Source organism: Hymenobacter wooponensis (assembly GCF_004745865.1).
Classification (GTDB): domain Bacteria; phylum Bacteroidota; class Bacteroidia; order Cytophagales; family Hymenobacteraceae; genus Hymenobacter; species Hymenobacter wooponensis.
Map to the genome: position 1 here is coordinate 626,042 of NZ_SRKZ01000001.1, position 18,843 is coordinate 644,884.

The 18,843-nt window shown below is 56.2% G+C and carries 16 protein-coding genes; 6 read left to right on the plus strand and 10 right to left on the minus strand.

Features of this window, described 5'->3' with window-relative positions; all coding sequences use genetic code 11:
- Positions 1-102: 102 nt before the first annotated feature.
- Positions 103-720 carry a hypothetical protein gene (locus EU557_RS02540; RefSeq protein WP_135528837.1) on the plus strand — a complete coding sequence of 206 codons (618 nt, stop codon included), beginning with the start codon at positions 103-105 and terminating at the stop codon, positions 718-720.
- Between the two features lie 132 nt (positions 721-852).
- Here the strand turns inward: EU557_RS02540 and EU557_RS02545 are convergent, their stop codons facing one another.
- Positions 853-1,278, minus strand: coding sequence for a BLUF domain-containing protein (locus tag EU557_RS02545; RefSeq protein ID WP_167855063.1), 426 nt, complete (start codon positions 1,276-1,278; stop codon positions 853-855).
- A 162-nt stretch (positions 1,279-1,440) separates the two neighbouring features.
- Between EU557_RS02545 and EU557_RS02550 the strand changes: the two genes are divergently transcribed.
- A complete protein-coding gene (locus tag EU557_RS02550) occupies positions 1,441-2,166 on the plus strand; it encodes a M48 family metallopeptidase (protein ID WP_135528839.1) in 726 nt (241 codons plus the stop codon).
- Between the two features lie 249 nt (positions 2,167-2,415).
- Here EU557_RS02550 and EU557_RS02555 read toward each other — a convergent pair whose 3' ends face one another.
- The 7 genes from EU557_RS02555 to EU557_RS02585 all read right to left on the minus strand — a co-directional run bounded on the left by EU557_RS02555 (position 2,416) and on the right by EU557_RS02585 (position 12,450).
- Positions 2,416-2,700, minus strand: a complete 285-nt coding sequence (locus EU557_RS02555) for a hypothetical protein (protein WP_135528840.1) — start codon at positions 2,698-2,700, stop codon at positions 2,416-2,418.
- A gap of 214 nt (positions 2,701-2,914) precedes the next feature.
- Complete coding sequence (locus tag EU557_RS02560; protein WP_135528841.1) at positions 2,915-3,832, minus strand: DUF6929 family protein; 918 nt, start codon at positions 3,830-3,832, stop codon at positions 2,915-2,917.
- A 241-nt stretch (positions 3,833-4,073) separates the two neighbouring features.
- Positions 4,074-6,143 (minus strand): OmpA family protein, encoded by a 2,070-nt coding sequence (locus EU557_RS02565; protein ID WP_135528842.1) that lies wholly within the window; start codon positions 6,141-6,143, stop codon positions 4,074-4,076.
- Positions 6,144-6,268: 125 nt separating this feature from the next.
- Positions 6,269-6,466, minus strand: a complete 198-nt coding sequence (locus EU557_RS02570; protein ID WP_135528843.1) for a hypothetical protein — start codon at positions 6,464-6,466, stop codon at positions 6,269-6,271.
- Between the two features lie 569 nt (positions 6,467-7,035).
- Complete coding sequence (locus tag EU557_RS02575; RefSeq protein WP_135528844.1) at positions 7,036-7,701, minus strand: response regulator; 666 nt, start codon at positions 7,699-7,701, stop codon at positions 7,036-7,038.
- A gap of 297 nt (positions 7,702-7,998) precedes the next feature.
- On the minus strand, positions 7,999-9,309 hold the full coding sequence (locus tag EU557_RS02580; protein WP_135528845.1) for an amidohydrolase family protein: 1,311 nt from the start codon (positions 9,307-9,309) through the stop codon (positions 7,999-8,001).
- Between the two features lie 81 nt (positions 9,310-9,390).
- A complete protein-coding gene (locus tag EU557_RS02585) occupies positions 9,391-12,450 on the minus strand; it encodes an amidohydrolase family protein (protein ID WP_135528846.1) in 3,060 nt (1,019 codons plus the stop codon).
- Between the two features lie 185 nt (positions 12,451-12,635).
- Here EU557_RS02585 and EU557_RS02590 point away from each other — a divergent pair, with 185 nt between their 5' ends.
- On the plus strand, positions 12,636-12,845 hold the full coding sequence (locus tag EU557_RS02590) for a hypervirulence associated TUDOR domain-containing protein (RefSeq protein WP_135528847.1): 210 nt from the start codon (positions 12,636-12,638) through the stop codon (positions 12,843-12,845).
- Between the two features lie 93 nt (positions 12,846-12,938).
- Here the strand turns inward: EU557_RS02590 and EU557_RS02595 are convergent, their stop codons facing one another.
- Positions 12,939-14,492: an amino acid permease gene (locus EU557_RS02595; RefSeq protein ID WP_135528848.1), complete on the minus strand. Its 1,554-nt coding sequence runs from the start codon at positions 14,490-14,492 to the stop codon at positions 12,939-12,941.
- 212 nt (positions 14,493-14,704) lie between these two features.
- Here EU557_RS02595 and EU557_RS02600 point away from each other — a divergent pair, with 212 nt between their 5' ends.
- The 3 genes from EU557_RS02600 (at position 14,705) to EU557_RS02610 (ending at position 17,805) form a co-directional block, all read left to right on the plus strand.
- Positions 14,705-15,154, plus strand: a complete 450-nt coding sequence (locus EU557_RS02600) for a hypothetical protein (protein ID WP_135528849.1) — start codon at positions 14,705-14,707, stop codon at positions 15,152-15,154.
- Positions 15,155-15,446: 292 nt separating this feature from the next.
- A complete protein-coding gene (locus EU557_RS02605) occupies positions 15,447-16,823 on the plus strand; it encodes an MBL fold metallo-hydrolase (protein WP_135528850.1) in 1,377 nt (458 codons plus the stop codon).
- Between the two features lie 127 nt (positions 16,824-16,950).
- Positions 16,951-17,805 carry a polysaccharide deacetylase family protein gene (locus tag EU557_RS02610; RefSeq protein ID WP_135528851.1) on the plus strand — a complete coding sequence of 285 codons (855 nt, stop codon included), beginning with the start codon at positions 16,951-16,953 and terminating at the stop codon, positions 17,803-17,805.
- A 12-nt stretch (positions 17,806-17,817) separates the two neighbouring features.
- Here EU557_RS02610 and EU557_RS02615 read toward each other — a convergent pair whose 3' ends face one another.
- Positions 17,818-18,639 carry a glycosyltransferase gene (locus EU557_RS02615; RefSeq protein ID WP_135528852.1) on the minus strand — a complete coding sequence of 274 codons (822 nt, stop codon included), beginning with the start codon at positions 18,637-18,639 and terminating at the stop codon, positions 17,818-17,820.
- Positions 18,640-18,843 lie beyond the last annotated feature (204 nt).

An 18,843-nucleotide genomic window follows, 5' to 3' on the forward strand; every position in this document is an offset into this window, starting at 1 on the left:
AGTGCTTGCGTAGGTAACCAGCTAAAGGAATGTAGCGTGGCGTAACAGATGCATGATACCTTGGGGAGCTAATTGCTGGCTCCTTCTATCGCTCAACGCCTGATGCTTACCCTATTTATTCGCTATGCAGTGCTAGCCACCAGCTGCTGGCTGCTGGTTATTTACCCCCTCGCGGCCCAACCAACACCTAAGGTCTTCCCGTTGCACCGCTTTTTCCAGGCTCACTACGACAGCACCATTATCTACCAGCGTGGCAGTAGCTGGAACAACTCGCCCAACTACCTAATCTTGGCTAAGCTTAAAGATCAGGTGTACTTTTTCACCTACGCCAGCCCCTATCAAGAAACCAGAGGCCGGTATTTTCCGGGAGGGCTGGTACAGAAATTTTCCAGGGAGGAACTAGCCTTTAGCAGAGCTGTGCCTGATACTAACCGCTATTTTCTGCCGGGCAGAGCGTCGGCGCCGGCTCTAGGCCACTGCTGGCATGAGGTGGTTCCGGCCCAGCTATGGCAAGTGCAGGGCGACGAACATCCGCGCAGGACTTCAGGTCATTGCGTGATTGAGGACGGAGATGAAAACACGTTTTACCTGATCGACAAGCGGGCCGTTAAGGTGACATCCTTCTATGCACCTGCTTATTATGAGGAGTGTGAAGGCAAAAACCCAAACCGGCACGTGGCCCTTAAAACCATAGCTGCTCTGCAGGCGCTTAGCCAGTAGCCGACGGCAGTATGTAGAATGGCTCTTAGTTAGCTATACCAAACGAGGCGAGCAAACGACGCTGTAACAGCCGTTTGCTCGCCTCATGGCTTCTCGGATGGCCAGTGCTGCGCCAGGAAATAGCTAGGCCACTTAGTCCTTCAGCGGACTTAGCACGAACACTTTCATCATTTGCAGGAGCAGGGTGTCGGCTGAGCTGAGGCCGGGTACACGTAGGTCGAGCTCGTCGGGCTCTACGTAGCCGGCTAGTTCAGTGAAGCCTTCTGCTGACACCGGCCGGAAGCCCATTGACCACTCCGCGAAGCTGCGTTGCGCTATCTGCTTATCGGCCAGCTTCACCACATTCATGTGGCGCGGATCAGTGAGCAGCTTGGCGTATAAAGCGGCCAGCACTGACTCTTCGCCCTCAATAACTTGCATAAACTGCCCGTCGCCGTACACCAGGGCGCCAGTGATATTCTGCTTTTCGTTGGCGCTGCGCGCTTGCTGCAGAAGGGTGCGCAGCTCGTCGTCAGTCATGGACTGGGAGCCCCGACTCATATAAATGATATGATGCATGCTGGATACGTGAACAAGGATGGAAAGGAGGATGAATACCCAAGGTAGGCACTTGCTGCCACTCTCTGCCGCTGCCTGATGGCCTAGCCATTTTAACCCTAGGCTGGCCCGACGGTTCTTGCGCATTTGGCCAGCCAGAAAATAGTTAGCAGATTGCTACGTATGCCTGAGTTACAAATTGACGATCTGCGGGTGGAAATCATCCGTAAAAACATTCGCACCCTGCGCCTGACGGTGTACGCCCACGGTGGGCGCGTGCGGGTGGCGGCTCCCCTCCGCACCTCCGACGACGCCATCCGGGAGATGGTACTGGGCCGCCGCGCGTGGATTGAGAAGCATCAAACCCGTTTCGAAGCCCGTGAGAAGCCCACTGCCCTGGAATACGTTTCCGGCGAAACCCATTTCTACCAAGGCCGCGCCTACACCCTGCACGTACTCCTGACCACCGGCCGGCCCCGCGTGGAGCTGCAGGAAGAAGAGCAGAGCCTTACTCTCTGGGTGCGCGAGGCCAGCACCACCGAGCAGCGCGCCAAAGTGTTGACTGCCTGGTACCGGGAGCGGCTGAAGGAGCAGCTGCCAGCTATGGTGGCCTACTGGGAGCCCATTGTAGGCGTTACGGTCCTAGCCTGGGCCATCAAGCAAATGAAAACGCGCTGGGGCACCTGTAATATCCGTGCCCAGCGCATCTGGCTGAATCTAGAGTTAATTAAGCGCCCTACTCACTGCCTAGAGTACGTGGTAGTGCACGAGATGGTGCACCTGCATGAGCGCTACCACAATGCCCGCTTCTGGGGCCTGATGGACCGTTTCCTGCCCAACTGGCAACTGGCGCGCCAGCAGCTCAACCAAGTTTCTCTGGGCGCTACCGCCGGCCCCGACGCCTGTTAGGTTATCTAGATAGAAAGCCTGTAGCGGCGTTCGGCTGAGCGCAGCCAACAGCAGTTCTGCATCCAGCAAGCTAACTGGCGTAGGATATTCCCTGAAGCGAAAGAGTTGCTTCGGCTCAGCTTAACCAGACCAGCTTCATAGGCTTCTGCTCAACCCGCTTAGAGTGGCCTAGAAATAGGCCACGCCCTGCCGCCGCAAATTATTAATGGGCAGCAGGACCGTGGGCTGTGTTTTACTGAAGAAGCAGCGCTAGGCCACCTGTGCGGCGGGCAGCGACTTGGCTACTTCGGCTTCCAGAATCTCCACTACAAAGCCAGCATCAGCGGAGTAAGTTTTGCGGTAATAGATGACCAGCTGGCGCCCCCTCGGCGAAAGCACGCTCGTGGAGCAGATTTCCCCGTAGGCTTTCTCCTTCTCCAGGAAGGGACGGAGCGTGGCAATACTTTGTAAAAACTCAGCGGGCAAAATCCCTTCTTCCTCCTGAAGCCGAACGGCACTTACGGGATATAGAAAACGAGTCTCGAAAACAATCATGCAGGGAATAATGACGGAAAGACAATGGTTGTAGCGCGGCAATTTTAGCCGTAGAGCAACACTACTTTCTCACCATCTAATCAGCTGAGAAAAGCAGCATGCAGCGCTGCCCACTCAACAGCAAAGGCCACCTTTCCATTCCCGCTTTACTGAGCTTTTCACTGCAAAATCATGGGTACAGTTCTGAGCCGCAGTGAGGCAGCTGCAGTTCTTTTTATACCGTCAGAACAGCCGTTACAGCGGTAGAGCCGCCCAAGTCATCATCGGTAACGAGCAGGAGCTCGTAGGTGTGGCTGCTCACCCGGCGCCGCACGGCCACGCTCTCCACTTTGCCCCGGTAGGCCTGTCCGTTGGGTAGCTCCAAACGGGCCAGCGTTACGGGTACAGGCCTAGCCGATGTCTTACTTAAGTCCACAATGCCCACCAGTGAGCCCAACACTGCGCCATCTTGCACGGCATCCTGAGTATCCTCCACCGAGGCAGTCACGAAAAGCTGGTCACCAAACCAGGTAGCGCCCGAAAAGCCCGCGGGCTTACCATCAATGGTAGGCAGTTCGTAAAACTGAGTCTGGATGGGAGGCACTGCCTGCGTCTGGTGGTGGAGATAGTGCAGCGTTTGCGCCAGCGGCATCCGAAACGCCAAGTTGCCCGCTGCCGAGCCCACCGTCCGCTGGAAAATAATCAGCTCCGCAGGGGTAGCCGCCACAGCTTCCAGGTTCAGGGTTATACCCGTAGGTAAGTGCTGGCGCAAGGCCGCGTACAATCCGCTCAGCGACACCGGATACACCGTAGAGCCCACACTTCCCTCCTTAGCTAGTGTCACCCAGAAGCCCTGCTCCCGCGCCGATGTAGCGCCCGAGCCCATCAGAAGCAGCCCTGTTTCCCCGGTGTCGGTGGTGATGACCGTGAGGCACTCCAGGTCCAGCTTGAGGTCTTTCGGGATGCGGCCGGTGCTGAAGTGTACCGTTTCAAACAGCGAGGTTCTTTCACCTGCTGCCAAGGAAGCAGCATTCAGCTGGTACAGGAAAGGTGAGTCGTCGCCGATGATGTAGGCCACCTCCCCCACCACTTCAATTCCGGAAGCCGAAGGCAGGTTAGGCAAGGTGGCTTCGTGCTGAATAAGGGCGCGCATAGCGGTAGCAGAGTGTAGTTGTGGGGATAGGCCAGACAAGATCGGCTAGGCCAGTGTCTTTACTTGTGGTGAGGCATTTCCCGCGAGGCCTCACGTATGCTTCGAATACGCAGAGCCACCTTCAACCGTTTAAAACGAACTCAGCTCCTGTAGCAGGCCCCCGGAGCTGGTTAGAGCTACGCGGCAGGCCAGCGTCAGGAGCTGAGATGGGCAACAAGACTGGCTAGTGGCCTACAGAGCGCTACTTTGTGATGGTGAATTCAACCCGGCGGTTAAGCTTGCGAGTTTCCTCCTTGTCGTTGCTGGCGCGGGGGCGGCTGCCGCCGTAGCCAATAGTACTGATGCGGTTTTCACTCACGCCCCTGGTAACCAGGTAGCGTTTCACCTCGGCCACGCGGGTTTCAGAGAGTTGCTGGTTGAGCTTGGCATCACCTTGGTTATCCGTGTGTCCTTCCAGACGGATATTCACCGTGGGGTTGTCTTGGAGAGTGCGGGCCAGGCGGTTCAACTCAGTGTAGGAGGCGGGCAGTAGGCTGTATTTGCCCTGCGCGAAGATGAGCGTAGGTAGCTCCAGGCTAGAGCCAACGGCCGCTGGCACCAGCAACAGTTCCCGGCTCAAAGAGCCGGCAGTGAGGGTTATTGTATCGGTGGCAGTGAGGTAGCCGGCACGGGTAGCCAGCAGGCGGTAACTGCCGGGGGGTAGAGTCATCTGAAAGGCGCCCCCGGTGCTCTCGGTGCGGGCCGTGGCGTTAAATGCCATGTCATTGCCCAGGCGAATGGCTTTAACCTCGCTGCCCAGCCCCTGCCGAGTTTTGGCATCGAGGGTGCGGCCCGTAAAAAGAATCCGGGCTGCTACTGCGGGGTTTACGGGCTCGGTGGGCGGCGGAGCCTGCGTGGTATCGGTGGGCGCTACGCCAGCCGCTGTCCGGAACAGATCAGCGGGGCTGTTGGGTGTGGGAGCTGAGGCATAAAAGGCTTGCTTACCATCGGCGGAGAGAGCCAGATATGCATCAAACCCCGGCCCATTCAGTGGGGCGCCCACGTTGCGCGGCTCCGACCACCGCGTCCAGGAGTCGTCAAGCCGCTGACTCACGAAAATATCGGCGTTGCCGAAGCCGGCGTGGCCATACGAGCTGAAGTACAACGTTTTAGTATCCGCAGACAGCCAAGGCGCAAAGTCATAGCCTGGTGAGTTTACCACGTCGCCTAGGCTGATAGGCTCACTCCAGGCATTGTCGCCGGTAGGCCTGCAGAGGTATAGGTCGTTGCCCCCCTGCGAGTCGCCACGCTCCAGCGAGAGCAGCAGAAACTTCTCGTCGGGGGTCATGTAAAACGAAGTGGCTGGCCCGGCCGAGTAGTAGTTGGGAATAATCAGGGCGGCGGGGCGCACGTTTTTGCCTTGCAGGTTGCGCGCCACCTTACTGGCACTTTCATCGCGGTAGCTACCGTCGCGCTCATAGCGTCCGCGCACCAGCAACGATTCGCCATTGGCGCCTACTACTGCCATCACCCCATTATGTTGAGGAGTATTTAGGGCATCAAGGCGAGTGGCCGGAGCCCAGTTAGAATTGGCTGACGGAGCCGTGCTTACCCAAATATCGCCTGATTCAGCAACGCCTTCAGTGTTACCCGAGTAGCGAGTACGTACGAAATACAGCATTTTCCCATCAGGAGTAGGCACGGGCTGAAGTTCGTTGCCACCGGGCGTGTTCAGGCTCATTAGAGGCTCAGGCTTCCCGAAACCAGGCTGCCGAGGGTCTAAGTTCAACCGCAGCTTAAACAGCTTCCATTGCTGCGAAGCCCGGTTCATAATGCGCTGGCCTACAATGGGCGTCCCATTGAATTTGTCTGCCGCTGCCAGGGCCACGCATTTGTCATTACCACGGCTTACCAGCATGAAGCTCCCCATGGGGCCCGAAGGAATCAGCTTCCACTGCTGATAGAAGCTGCCGGTCCAGGGGCGCTGCATGAGCGGAGCGTTTTCATCGGTGCCTTCTAAGGTGAGACATTTACCGCTGTGGCGGGCCTCAATGCGGTAGAAGTCGCTGCCAGCTGCGGCACGGGTGAAGCGCCATTGCTGACTATTGGAGTGCGTGAACTCCCACTGCACGGCTGCTGCCCCCGACTCAGTAGAGGAGTTGGCAATATCCAGCGAGCGGCCGCTGCTGCGGGGTATCAGCCCGTACCAAGCGGTTTCATCGGGTACAAAAGCCGCTTGACCAGCAGCTGAGAAGGTAATTAACCACACTGCCAGCAAGGGCAGCAAGAAACGAGTGACGGTGTTTGTCATGCACGCAGAACGGATGGACATAGGTGCAAGTTAGCCGAAATCTGTACCGCGACCGGCTTAGCACAAGAAAGCGCCGCTTTTCCACACAAGGGAAAAGCGGCGCTTCTAATGTAATAACGTATAGTATCGTTTTATCAATAAGCAGATTAGCTAGCGTTGTTAATGTACTTGAAGCGCACAAAGCGCTCATTCTCATAGATAGCGGTAAAATGACCTCCGGCAGCCTTAGGCTCTACTTTGCGGTCGGCACTGCGACTAGACGAAGTCGAAGTTGGTACTGCAGGGTAAGAACCGGGCATAGTACCGGGAACATGACAGATGAAGGAAAGGATTTTGGAAGCCATGAGCTGTTGCAGTTAGTGGTTACAGAAGCTGGTTAAGACAGAATATGCTACGCTGTTTGAAAGGCAAAACGAATAGGATGCTACGCTTACTATGATGAAATCATCATTGAATTGAACGTTGCTAAGGTATATCCTTTCTTACTATAATGTAAATCCGTGGCACCCCGTATTTTCATCTCCGTGCCAGTACGGATACATTTTACCGATGGATTTCTGTGACTAACTCAATAATTATTTGAATAATTATTAATCTATTTCCGGTCAAAATTTTTACAATTACCTAATATCAAGCACCATATACCCTATAAGCAGATTTAAGCATTCAGTCTAACGGTCAACTAGATTAAAAAAATACAATATCCAAGCATAGTTATACTGCCACTGCCGGCTTCGTAGCCGGTTTGCTGATCTGCTAGACAAGCTGTTCAATTATCACCAAAAGCTGGTGTTCTAGCTCCCTCACTTACCAAACAACAGCAGCTTCTACTCCTATCTTTTATTGCAGCCGCTAAGTCCCGTCTTCAACTTCCTTCGCCCCGAATTCTGCCTCCCACGCTTCCCGTAGTGGCCTAGGAAATTAATCTATTACGCAGTGCATACTGAATTAGGCCCACCACTGATTTAGAATTCGTCTTGGTGAGAATGTTCTTGCGGTGCGTTTCTACCGTTCGCTCACTAATGAAGAGCGTTTCGGCGATGTGGGAATTTGAGTATTCGCGAGCAATAAGCTGTAGTACTTCTCGCTCTCGGTTGGTAAGCTCAGAGGCCCGGGCCTCTCTTATCTGCTCCCGCGAAGCCGGAATTTGAATGTTTTGCAGCACGGTAGCGGCCACCTCGCTGCTAAAGTACGTCCGGCCAGCTGCTACCTCCCGAATAGCACCCGATAGCTCCGCCTTAGAGGCCGTTTTCAGTACGTAGCCCGCGCAACCCGCTTCCAGTACTTCCGCCACGGAGGCGTGGTCATGGAACATACTCAAAATCAAAATCCTGATTTTAGGGTAAGTCTGCCGGATCGTGTAGGCCAGTTCCACGCCCGTCATGCCAGGCATGTTAAGGTCAAGCACTGCTACACGTATTTCAGGGTGCTGTGTCAGTACATCCAGGGCTTCATCGCCACTGTAGGCCTGGGCCGCCACAGGTAAGTCTACCTCCGTACGTAACAGTGCTTTCAAGCCTTCTACCACCACTGGGTGGTCATCGACTAGTAGCAACGGAATTTGATTAGAGGTGGGCATAGGTGCATCAATTAAGCAGACAAAAATCTCAACAACAGAACAACAACTATTTCTTGCTCCTTCAACTGTAAGAACAGAGTAACTAAAGACTAGCTAGCTGTTTCCATTTTGGTTAAGAAGAAAGTTACGAGTTTCCCAGAAGCATCCAAAGATATAAGATGGTCTATATTCAAAGATCCGTCACTTAACTTACTTGTATTCAACAAAGTTCTGTTTTCCCTGAATAGCCCTAAAGAACAACGGGAACCGCCAGTTGTCGCCAGCAATTCCCGTTGTTCCCAATATGGTACAGCTGGCCTAGCGCTGCCCGTACTTCGCCTTAAACTTGTCGCGTAGGTAAGTCTGCTTGGTATCGAGGCGGAAAGCGCGGCCATCAATGTAGGCCTGCGTAACGTCGTTGGTGCGCATATCCAACAGGTCGCCGCGGCTTACTACCAGCGTGGCGCTTTTGCCAGCTTCGAGTGAGCCATAGTCTTTATCGAGGCCTAGAATACGCGCCGGACTCAGGGTGATGGCCGTGAGAGCCTGCTCTTTGGTGAGCCCGTGGCCCGCTGCCGTGCCCGCTATAAAGGCTAAGTTGCGGGAGCCGGAGGTTTCCTGGCTGCCTTCATAGTCGAGGCAGAACCGCACGCCCGCTTGCTGCAGCAGGCTGGGTAGCTTGTAGGGCAGGTCGTAATCGTCGCCCTCGCGGCGGGGCAGGGCGTGAATGCGGGAGAGGATGACGGCCACATCGTTCTGCTTCAGGAAGTCCAGCATCATCCAAGCGTCGCGGGCGCCTACCAGCGTCACTTTCTGCACTCCCATGCGTTTGGCAAACCGCACCGATTCCACGATTTCCTTACCGTAGTCGGTATGAATGAACAGCGTTTTAGAGCCATCAAAAAGGCCAGCCAGCGACGTGAGGCGCAGATTTTCCTTGCGCGAAGCAGGTTGCTGGCGGTAGGCGCTGGCTTCTGACAGTAAGCTTTCCAGCTGGCGGAGCTGTTCGGTGCGGCCTTTCTCGCGGGCTTCTACCTGCTTGGGGTCTTCCGTGGGGTTAGTTTTAATCACCATCTGGGGCCAGTTCAGGTGCAGGCCATCGTCGGCTTTGATGGCGGCATCCTGCCAGTTCCAGGCATCGAGCTGCACAATGCTGCTCTGGCCCGAGAGTAGGCCACCGCGGGGCGTAATCTGCGCCAGCAGCACCCCGTTGGTACGTACGGTGGGCAGAATATCCGAGTCGGTGTTGTAGGCAATGATGCTGCGCACGTTCGGGTTCAGGATGCCCACCTCGCGCTCATCCACGGTTGCCCGGATGGCTTCTACCTCGGTGAGGCCGAGCGTGGTGTTGGGCAGAATCAGGCCGGGATAAATCTCTTGGCCTTTTACGTCTACCACTTGGTAGCCCGCTTTGTCTTGGCTGAAGCCGCTCTGGGCTCCAGCATACGTGATTTTGCCGTTGTCGAAGGCCACGGCGGCATCGGGTACCACGGTGCCGTTGCCTACGTGTAAGGTGCCGCCCACGAGCAGCATGGGCTTGCTCTGCGGTGGGGCCGGAGCCGGTACCTGCGCCAGCGCGGGCGCGGCAGCAAGCAGGCCTAGAGAAAGAAGTACTGCGGAGATACGCATGAATAGTCGGTTTAGCTTGTCAGGCCACTCTTATTGCGGCCCGAAAGTTGATTTTTAGTGTAGGTCCGGTGGCCTAGGCCACTACTGGTCCAGTTCCTTCTCTTCGCCCACGGTGTCGCAGTGGAAGTGCTGGTTGGGGCGTGCCGAGGGCATTTGCGTGGGCGCGCCGCCCTTTTTGGCCTCCAGCATTTTCTGTACAATGCGCAGGCGCTCTTTCTGCATCTCCAGGCGCATTTGCTGGTCGCTTTCCACGTCAAACAGTAGGCGGCCATCTACGAAGGTGCGCTCTGGGTGGGCATAGATGCTCAGCGGGTTGTCGCTCCAGAGCACTACGTCGGCATCCTTGCCCTCCTTAATGCTGCCCATGTTTTTATCGAGGTGCAGCATTTTGGCTGGGTTAATTGTCACCAGCTTAAAGGCTTCTTCCTCCGATAGGCCACTGTACTTCACTATTTTGGCGGCTTCCTGGTTTAGGCGGCGGCTCATTTCGGCATCGTCGGAGTTGATGGCCACGTTAAGGCCCGCGTTGTGCATAATGCCCGCATTGTAAGGAATGGCATCGCGCACCTCATTTTTGTACGCCCACCAGTCGGAGAAGGTACTGGCATTGATGCCGTGCTGCTTCATTTTATCAGCCACTTTGTAGCCCTCCAGAATGTGGGTGAAGGTGTTCACCTTGAAGTTCATCCGGTCGGCCACGTTCATCAGCATGTTAATCTCCGACTGCACGTAGCTGTGGCAGGTGATAAAGCGCTTCTCATTCAGAATTTCAACCAGCGCCTCTAGCTCTAAGTCGCGGCGCGGGGCCTCTCCTTTTTTCTGTTTGGCCTTGCCGAGCTTGTTCCAGGCCTTCCACTCCTGCTCGTACTCCTTGGCGCGCGTAAAGGCATCCACAAATACCTGCTCAGTACCCATGCGGGTTTGCGGGAAGCGCAGGATGTTGGCCTCACCCCAGTTACTTTGCTTCACGTTCTCGCCGAGGGCAAACTTGATGAAGCCGGGCGCTCCTTTGATTTGCATCTGCTCGGCGGTTTGGCCCCAGCGCAGCTTAATCAAGGCCGATTGCCCCCCGATAGGGTTGGCAGAACCGTGCAGCAGCTGGGCGGCTACTACGCCGCCAGCCAGGTCGCGGTACACGTCCACGTCCTCGGCGTCCACTACGTCGCCAATCCGCACCTCACTGGTTACTGATTGGGTGCCTTCATTCACGCCTTCGGAAATGGCAATGTGAGAGTGCTCATCGATGATACCGGGGGTAAGGTGCTTGCTGGTACCGTCCACGGTGCGGCCACCGCTGGGCACGGAGAGGTTGCGCCCAATCTTGGCAATTTTGCCGTTCTGCAGCAGTACATCGGTGTTTTCCAGCTTGCCCTGGGCTTCACTGGTCCAAACGGTGGCATTCTTGATGAGGACGGTTTGTTGCTCTGGTACCGCTGGGCGGCCGTAGGCCACAAAGGGGTACTGCAACTGGCCTAGCTGCACCGGCTCCGGGGCCTTAGCCGAGTCGCGGCGGGCGGCCCGGGTGGCTTGCTCCTGGCGCTGGGCGCTCCACTTGATACTTGTAGCGTCGGGGAGCTGTCCATCACCCTGAAATGTGCGGCCATCGGCCGTATAGTAACCGCTGAGTCGTATTGCCCCGCTGCCCTTGGTTTTCGGCGTGGGGTTGTACACCAGTGTAGCCAGCTCACCATTCACGCTGAGGTTCCCCTTCACGGTATCGGCGGCAGCTTTCACGATCTTTACCTCTGGCGCCTCCGGCTTGCCGGCCAGCAACATCTTTATCTCGGGCTGATTACCAACTTTAAGCGTGTACACGCCGCGATAGTCATTCGGAATTTCGCTGAGTTGGTACCGCTCACCCTGCACCCAGTTGTCGAGCATTACGCTCTCGGGGGCGAAGAGGCGGGTGGAGCACACCAGAAAGTTGGCCTGCATGCCGGGCTTCAGAGCCCCTACCCTATCCTGAGCTTTCACGAGCATGGCCGGCGTGGCCGTAAGCGCCTGCAACGCTTGCTCCTCCGTGAGGCCGTACTGAATGGCTTTGCGCAGATTGGGCAAGAACTTTTTCTTGTCCTTGAGGTCAGCGGCGGACAGGGCGAAGGGCACACCAGCTTTGGCCACTAGGCCAGCATTGGCGGGCGCCATTTCCCAGTGCTTCAGATCCTGCAGGGGCACCCGAATAGCGTCGTACACATCATCCACGAGGTACGGATCGGGGAAGTTCAGGCTCAGGATGAGCGGCGCTTTGGTGGCCTGTATGTCGGGCAGGCGCTGGTATTCGTCACCACGCCCCTTGATGATGTACTGCACCCCAAACTCATCCCCCACTTTGTCGGCGCGCAACAGGCTCTGCTTGTCGCGTACTTCAAAGATGGCTGGCAGGCTGCGCTGCTGATTTAAAGCGCGCAGTGAGAGGTTCTGCTCGCGGGCGGGGTTGCGCTGGTTCCAGTCGGCATCGAGGTAGCTCTGGCGCAGCAGGGCAATGCTGCCCATCAGCGACGAAGGATAATCCTGGGTGCTGGTGCCTTTATCGAAGGAGTATGCCGCGGCGGCGTGATCCTGCAGAATCAGTTCGGTTTCCTTGCGGTTAGTATTCAGGCTTACCAGAGCAGCCGTACCGCGCACGATGCCATCGGGCTGGTGAGTGAGCACGGCCCCGAAGCCCAACTTGCGGAGGGCATCGGCCTGCTCGGCGTTGGCCTTAAACAGCTCGGCGGCATTTACCTCAGGGTGCACGGCTTGGTTCCAGTCGTAGGCACCGGTTTTCTGGCTTTCAAACTGAGGGCCACCGCGGCGACCCTGGCGCTCAGGGGCCTTTACCTCCGGCACGCCGTAGCTGGCGTAGAGGTCCACGAAGCCGGGATAGATGAACTTGCCTTTCAGGTCCTGCACCACGGCCCCAGCCGGAATTTTCACGTTGGGGCCTACGGCTTCTACTTTCCCATCCCGAATAATGAGCGTGGCATCATTCAGCCGGGTTTTGTAGTCAGTATAAATGGTGGCGTGCGTGAAAGCGAACAGGCCGGGCCGGTCGTCGTAGACGCCATTGCGCGGAAACGTGCTCGACTGAGCATAGGCCACCGAAAGGCTGCCCACGAGCAGGCCACCCGCCAGCCCAAGCCGGCGCAGGTCAATGTGCATAAGGTTGCGGAAGTAGAGTTGGGAGATAGAGAAGTGCTTATGGTTGGGGAATCGGCAGAACCGACCTCACCAAATGTAGCTAAAGAAACTGCGCATAATACTATCAACACTACTAGGCCACCTCAACCTTAGGGCCACCGCTACAGTATGTTCCTGTATCCCGCAACTCATCAAGCACTTCAGTCATGCGCAAAGGCACCAAAGTCAGCTGGAAATATGGCACTGGCACGGCCACCGGCAAAATAGAAGAAACCCATAAAGAGAGCGTAACCCGCAAACTGCAGGGCGCTGAAATCACCCGCAACGGTACCCCCCAGAACCCGGCCTTCCTTATTGTGCAGGAAAACGGCGACAAGGTGCTGAAGCTGCAAAGCGAGGTAAAAGAAGCCAAGTAGCGCTGCTTGCATTACTCAGCCCCCTCGACCTTCACAAAAAAAGCCCCGTCGGATAATCCGACGGGGCTTTTGCTGCGCTAGTGGCCTAGCAGGTTATTTCTTGTCGAGGGGCTCGATGAAGAATTCTTCTTCCATCTCCTTGGGCACCACTACAATGCCTTGCTGGAGCTTAGAGTTGTTTTTGCCGTAGATGAAATAGACGATGAAGCCCAGAATCATCCAGCCAATAGCCACTTTCAGGGTGAACAGGTCGAGGGCAGCAATCATCAGCAGACAGATGGCAGCACCCAGGATTGGTACAAGCGGGAAGCTAGCCGAAGAAAGCGGCGAGCGGAATGGGCGGTGCTGGTTGGGGTCAGACTTACGCATGAGCCATACACCGATTGACACCAGCACGAAGGCCAGCAGCGTACCGAAGGAGGTAAGGTCGCCGGCCAGGGAGCCAGGCACGAAAGCAGCAAAAGCGCCCACGAATACCAGCAGCACCAAGTTCGACTTGTAAGGAGTGCGGAACTTGGGGTGCAGTTCCGAGAAAGCCTTCGGCATGAGGCCATCATTAGCCATGGAGAAGAACACGCGGCTCTGGCCCATGAGCATTACCAAGATTACCGAAGAGAAGCCGGCCAAAATAGCTACCGTAACAGCCGTAGACAGCCAGCTGTAGCCGGGCATATGCTCCCGGATGGCGTAGGCCACTGAAGCCTCGCCGCCCTTGGCGGGGTCGGCAAACTCACGCCAGTTGGCAACGCCCGTCAGCACGTGGCCGAACAGGATGTAGAGGATGGTGCAGACTGCCAGTGAGCCGAGGATACCGATGGGCATGTCGCGCTTGGGGTTCTTGGCTTCCTGGGCGGCGGTGCTCACGGCATCGAAACCAATGAAGGCGAAGAACACGATGGCGGCGCCACCAAGGATACCACCGTACCCGTGCTTGTTCCAGTTGGTGTACTCGTGTACTACTTTGCCAGCGGCATCAGTTACGGGTGCTGCATCAGCCGGAATCAGGTAGGGCGTGTGGTTAGCGGGGTCGATAAACTGCCAACCTACGGCAATGAATACCAACACGATAACCACCTTCACCACCACAATAATAGCGTTGAACGTAGCCGACTCCTGGGTGCCTTTGATGAGCAGCAAGCTCAGAGCAATGATTACCAACAGCGCGGGCAGGTTCAGCCAGCCCCCTTCGCTGGGCGCGTGGCACAGCTCAAAGGGTATTCGGGTGCCAAAGACTTCTAAGAGCTTATTGAGGTATTCGCTCCAGGCAATACTTACCGTAGCGGCCCCCAGGGCATATTCCATAATCAGAGCCCAGCCAATTACCCAGGCCACAAACTCGCCCATGGTAGTATAGGCATAGGTGTACGCTGAGCCAGCAATTGGAATCATGGCCGCAAACTCGGCGTAGCAAAGGCCTGCAAAAGCGCAGCCAATAGCGGCCACGATAAAGGCCAGCGTAACACCCGGTCCGGCTGCCTGCGCGGCAGCAGCGGCGGTGCGCACAAACAAGCCAGCCCCGATGATAGCGCCCACGCCTAGGGCCACGAGGTTAGCCGCTCCCAATGTGCGCTTTAGTGAGCCTTCCCCGGAGGAGTTGGCTTCACCCAGCAGCTGGGACAGCGGTTTTTTGGCGAAAATATTTGCCATATAGGTTGTGAGAGAGGAAAGAAAAAGGTGAGTGAGGTGAAGATTTTACAATAAAAGCCGTCTGCAAGCGGCAACGTGGCCCGAATATAGGCCTTTCTGTTGATTGCTGACGCTGGCAGGGATGTTGCAAACCAGTTTTTGGGCCCTCCTTTAAACCCTGGCCTGGCGCGGCTCTCTAACCAGCCGTAACTCTCCACACAGACTCCACAATTATGAAAAAGATGCTTGTCCTCCTCGCCGCCGTTGCACTTACTGCCGGTTCAGCTGCTGCCCAAACTGCTCCAGCCAACGCCCGGGTGTTGCGTCAGGGCCAGAAGGGCCAGGGCCGTATGAACATGACGCCCGAGCAGCGCGCTGATATGCAGGCTCAGCACCTGACTAAGCAGCTAGGCCTCTCCGCCGACCAAACCACGCAGGTGCGCAGCATTGCCCTGGCCGAGGCCCAGGAGCTGCAGTCAGCACGCGGCAATGCTTCGGCTGGCACTGACCGTCAGGCGGCTATGCAATCCATGAAAGCTACCCGCGACAAGTACGATACCCAGTTGAAGGCAGTGCTTACGCCCGAGCAACTGACCAAGTACACCCAGATGCGTGACCAGCAAATGGACAGGCATCAGGAAGGTATGCAGAAAGGTAAAATGAAGATGAAAGCCAAATCGTAGTCTTCGCTGCCCCACTGATAAAAAAAAGCTCTGGCCTACCGCCAGAGCTTTTTTTTATGTCTGTACCTGGCCTAGCTACTCATGATGTATTGAAAAAGCGCTAGTCCTTCGCGAATCACTCCTACTTTCTATCCGTTTTTAGTAGCTTCATTGTACTCAGTGGCTTACGCTATGCCTAGCCTGACATTATGAGCTCAACCAATAGCATAGCAATTATGGCTGCGTATATTTGAAAACGTGCACCCCGTCAGGGCTTGCTCCCACGGTGGCGCATTCACCACATCCTACACCCATGAGTCCTCTGCCCAGTAGTACCACGTCGGTACAAATTCAGCAGTTCTACGACAAAGGCCTGGCTCACGCGAGCTACGCCGTGCGTTGCGGCCGCCAAGTGGTCATCATCGACCCCGCCCGTGACCCCCAACCATATTACGACTTCGCCGACGAGCACGAGGCTAAGATCATCGGGGTTATTGAAACCCACCCCCACGCCGACTTTGTGAGCAGCCACCTGGAAATTGCCCAGGAAACAGGCGCTACCATTTACGTCAGCAAGCTGGTAAAAGCCGGCTACCCACACCAGTACTTCGACGAGGGCGACCGTATTTCGCTTGGTACTGTGGAGCTGCACGCCATCAATACTCCTGGCCACTCCCCTGACTCCATCAGCATTGTGCTAATGGATGAGCTTGGCCAGACCCGCGCCGTGTTTACCGGCGACACCTTATTTGTGGGCGATGTAGGCCGCCCCGACTTGCGCGAGGACGATAACGTGGGTGGCCACAGCCGCGAAGAGCTGGCGGCTCAGCTCTACCACAGCACTCGGAATAAACTCATGACCCTGCCGCCTACCACGCGCGTGTACCCGGCCCACGGCCCTGGCTCGCTCTGCGGCAAAACCACCAGCCCCGACCTAGACAGCACCATTGGCAAGGAGTTGAAATCGAACTATGCACTGCAGCCCATGTCGGAAGCGGAGTTCGTGAAGGTGCTGCTAGAAGATCAGCCTTTCATGCCCAAGTACTTTGGCCACGATGTGCTGTTGAACAAACAAGGTGCCCTGCCTTTTGAGGACAGCATACGGGCAGTACCGCGCATTTACAGCGAGAAGGAACTGGAGCCCGGCGTGCTGGTAATTGATACGCGTGCCGCCGAGCAATTCAGGGCCGGCCACTTGCCTGGTGCCATCAACCTGATGGATGGGGGCAAGTTTGAAACCTGGCTGGGCTCGATAGTAGGCCCCAAAGAGCCCTTTTATCTGCTCGCCGATTCTCAGATAGGCCTAGACACCGTTATCCGGAAAACGGCTAAAATTGGCTACGAGGGCAATGTACGAGGGGCTCTCCTGACACCCCAGCTACTACCTGTTACCAGCCCGGAAGTACATGTAGAGGAGGTGAGAGAGCAACCCGAACGGTTCACGATAGTAGACATTCGTAACCGCACGGAAGCCAAGCAGCCCATCTTTGAAAATTCCCTGCTGATTCCGCTGCCGGAGTTGCGGGAGCGGGCCCAAGAGGTGCCTACTGATAAACCTATTTTGGTGCACTGTGCTGGTGGTTACCGCTCAGCGGCTGGGGCCAGCATTCTGCAGGCGGCCCTGCCAGGCGCAGAAGTGTTCGATTTGGGTGAGGCCATTTCCACGTTTCAGCCCCAAGTGGTTCACTAACCACTTACGTTGTTACTAGCCGCATACAGTAGCGCGGAGGTTCAGGGAGGACATTCTCTTGGGGCCTCCGCGCTTTTTTAGCTATTTACCCCACTCCGGCATTCGTATACCATCCGGTCCTCTGCCCATGGAAAAGGTGGCCTACCTTACCATCGACGACGCGCCTTCGTCGGATTTTACCGCGAAGCTCACATTCCTGCAGCAGCAACGCATTCCGGCCGTGTTCTTCTGCCGCGGCGACCTGCTGGCGCAACAGCCAGAAGCTGCCGTGCGGGCCGTGCAGTTGGGCTATATCTTGGGCAATCATTCTTACGATCATCCCTCCTTCTCCACCATTTCACTAGCTGAGTGTCAGGAGCAGATTCGCAAAACCGATGCGGTGCTAGCGGCGGTGTACAACCGAGCGGGCGTGCCATGGCAGCACAAGTACTTCCGTTTTCCTTACGGCGACCGGGGCGACCTGAAGCTAGGCCACCTGCTACAGGGCGAGTCGGCGCGGTGGAAAGGCTCAGGCCCACCGAGCACGCGCCGGTGGCACCGCCTGGCCGAGCAGGTACGACGGTTTTTCCCGGAGCGCGTGCGCCAAGCTCGCACCCGCGGGTTAGCCCGCGAGGCGGCTATTCAGCACTATCTACACGCCCTAGGCTACCAGTTCCCGCCTTTCCTAGATATCACCTACTCTTACTTACAGGCCTACCAGCAAGAAAAAGATTGGCCCTGGACGTTTGATGTGCTGGAATGGAGCCTGTTACAAACACCCTCTTGGCGGGGCGGACACACGCTATCCAGTATTCTGGCTCGGCTAGAGCACCCAACCCCACCTGACCCCAGAGGCCCCGTGCCTGCCGCGGCGTATGGCTTGTCGTTTCCAGGCTCAGCAGAAATCATTCTGCTCCACGACCACGCCGAAACCAGCCACGCCTTTTACGCCGTGGTGGAGCGCCTGCTAGAGCAAGGTATTGTGTTTAAAGCGTGCGTTTAGCGCTTCCTCCGCTCACGAATGCTCACTATTCCATTTGGTGGCCCAAGTAGCCACGCATGAGCAAGTGCCTAGGTAGTAAGCATATTCCTCCGACACTTGCTCGGGGTTCACATACCAATCTACGTGTTTTAGGGTGTATGGCCGGGCCAGCCGCAGAGCAGGTTGTAGGCGGCGCAGGTCTGAGTTGCCGCGGTACATAGCAAAGGTGGTGTCGATGGCTGCTTCGTAGGCCTCTCCGTTTACTAAATGGGCCCAATAGCGGCCTTCCCACTCCTGTACTTGCCGGTGAAAAGGGTAACAGGTGGGCAGATCGGCAATTTCCAGTGAGGCGCCCGCATGGTTGTACTCGGGGTATCGGTCCAGCAAATCGGAGAGCTTAGCCAGCATATCACCCGGAGTTGTGGAGAAGGGAATTAAGTCGCTGTCGGTGACGACGTATTTGTGAAATCGGCGGAGCGACGGCACGAGCTTCAGAACCGCTTGCGGTCCGCGGTTCCTTTTCAGATAAATGACTTCAACGGCCTGGGCGGGCAAGGAGGCATAGTAGGCCAGTAGCGGCTTAAACGTAGAGTGATTATCCAGCACAATGATTTTAATATTGCTCGTGCTACTACGGAGCCATTCTATCAGCTGCTGTAAGGCTTCCAGTCGGTTGAAATTGATGACTATGATTGGAATACACTCGGGATGCAGCCGCGCGAATACGCGCCGATACCCACGTTCAGCGAAGCCATAATACCGAATAGCAACGTAATCTTTCAGGCTGCGCAGGGCCTGGTTACGGTCCCAGACCGCCGCCGGCGAATGAGGAAAGATATCGGCATATTCTGGCATGAAGAACCTGAAGGGATGGTAAGCACCAACGAGTTAGAACCGCCAAAGAACGGCCCAACATTTCCTAAACTAGAAGTATACAAGGCCATCAGAAAGCCCGAATTACCAGTTGCTCCCCCATGGCCTGCCCCGGTTACACATAGCATGAAACCAGTTGCGTTCTATAACCACTGCAATATTTCCTCTATATATTCATAAAATAAC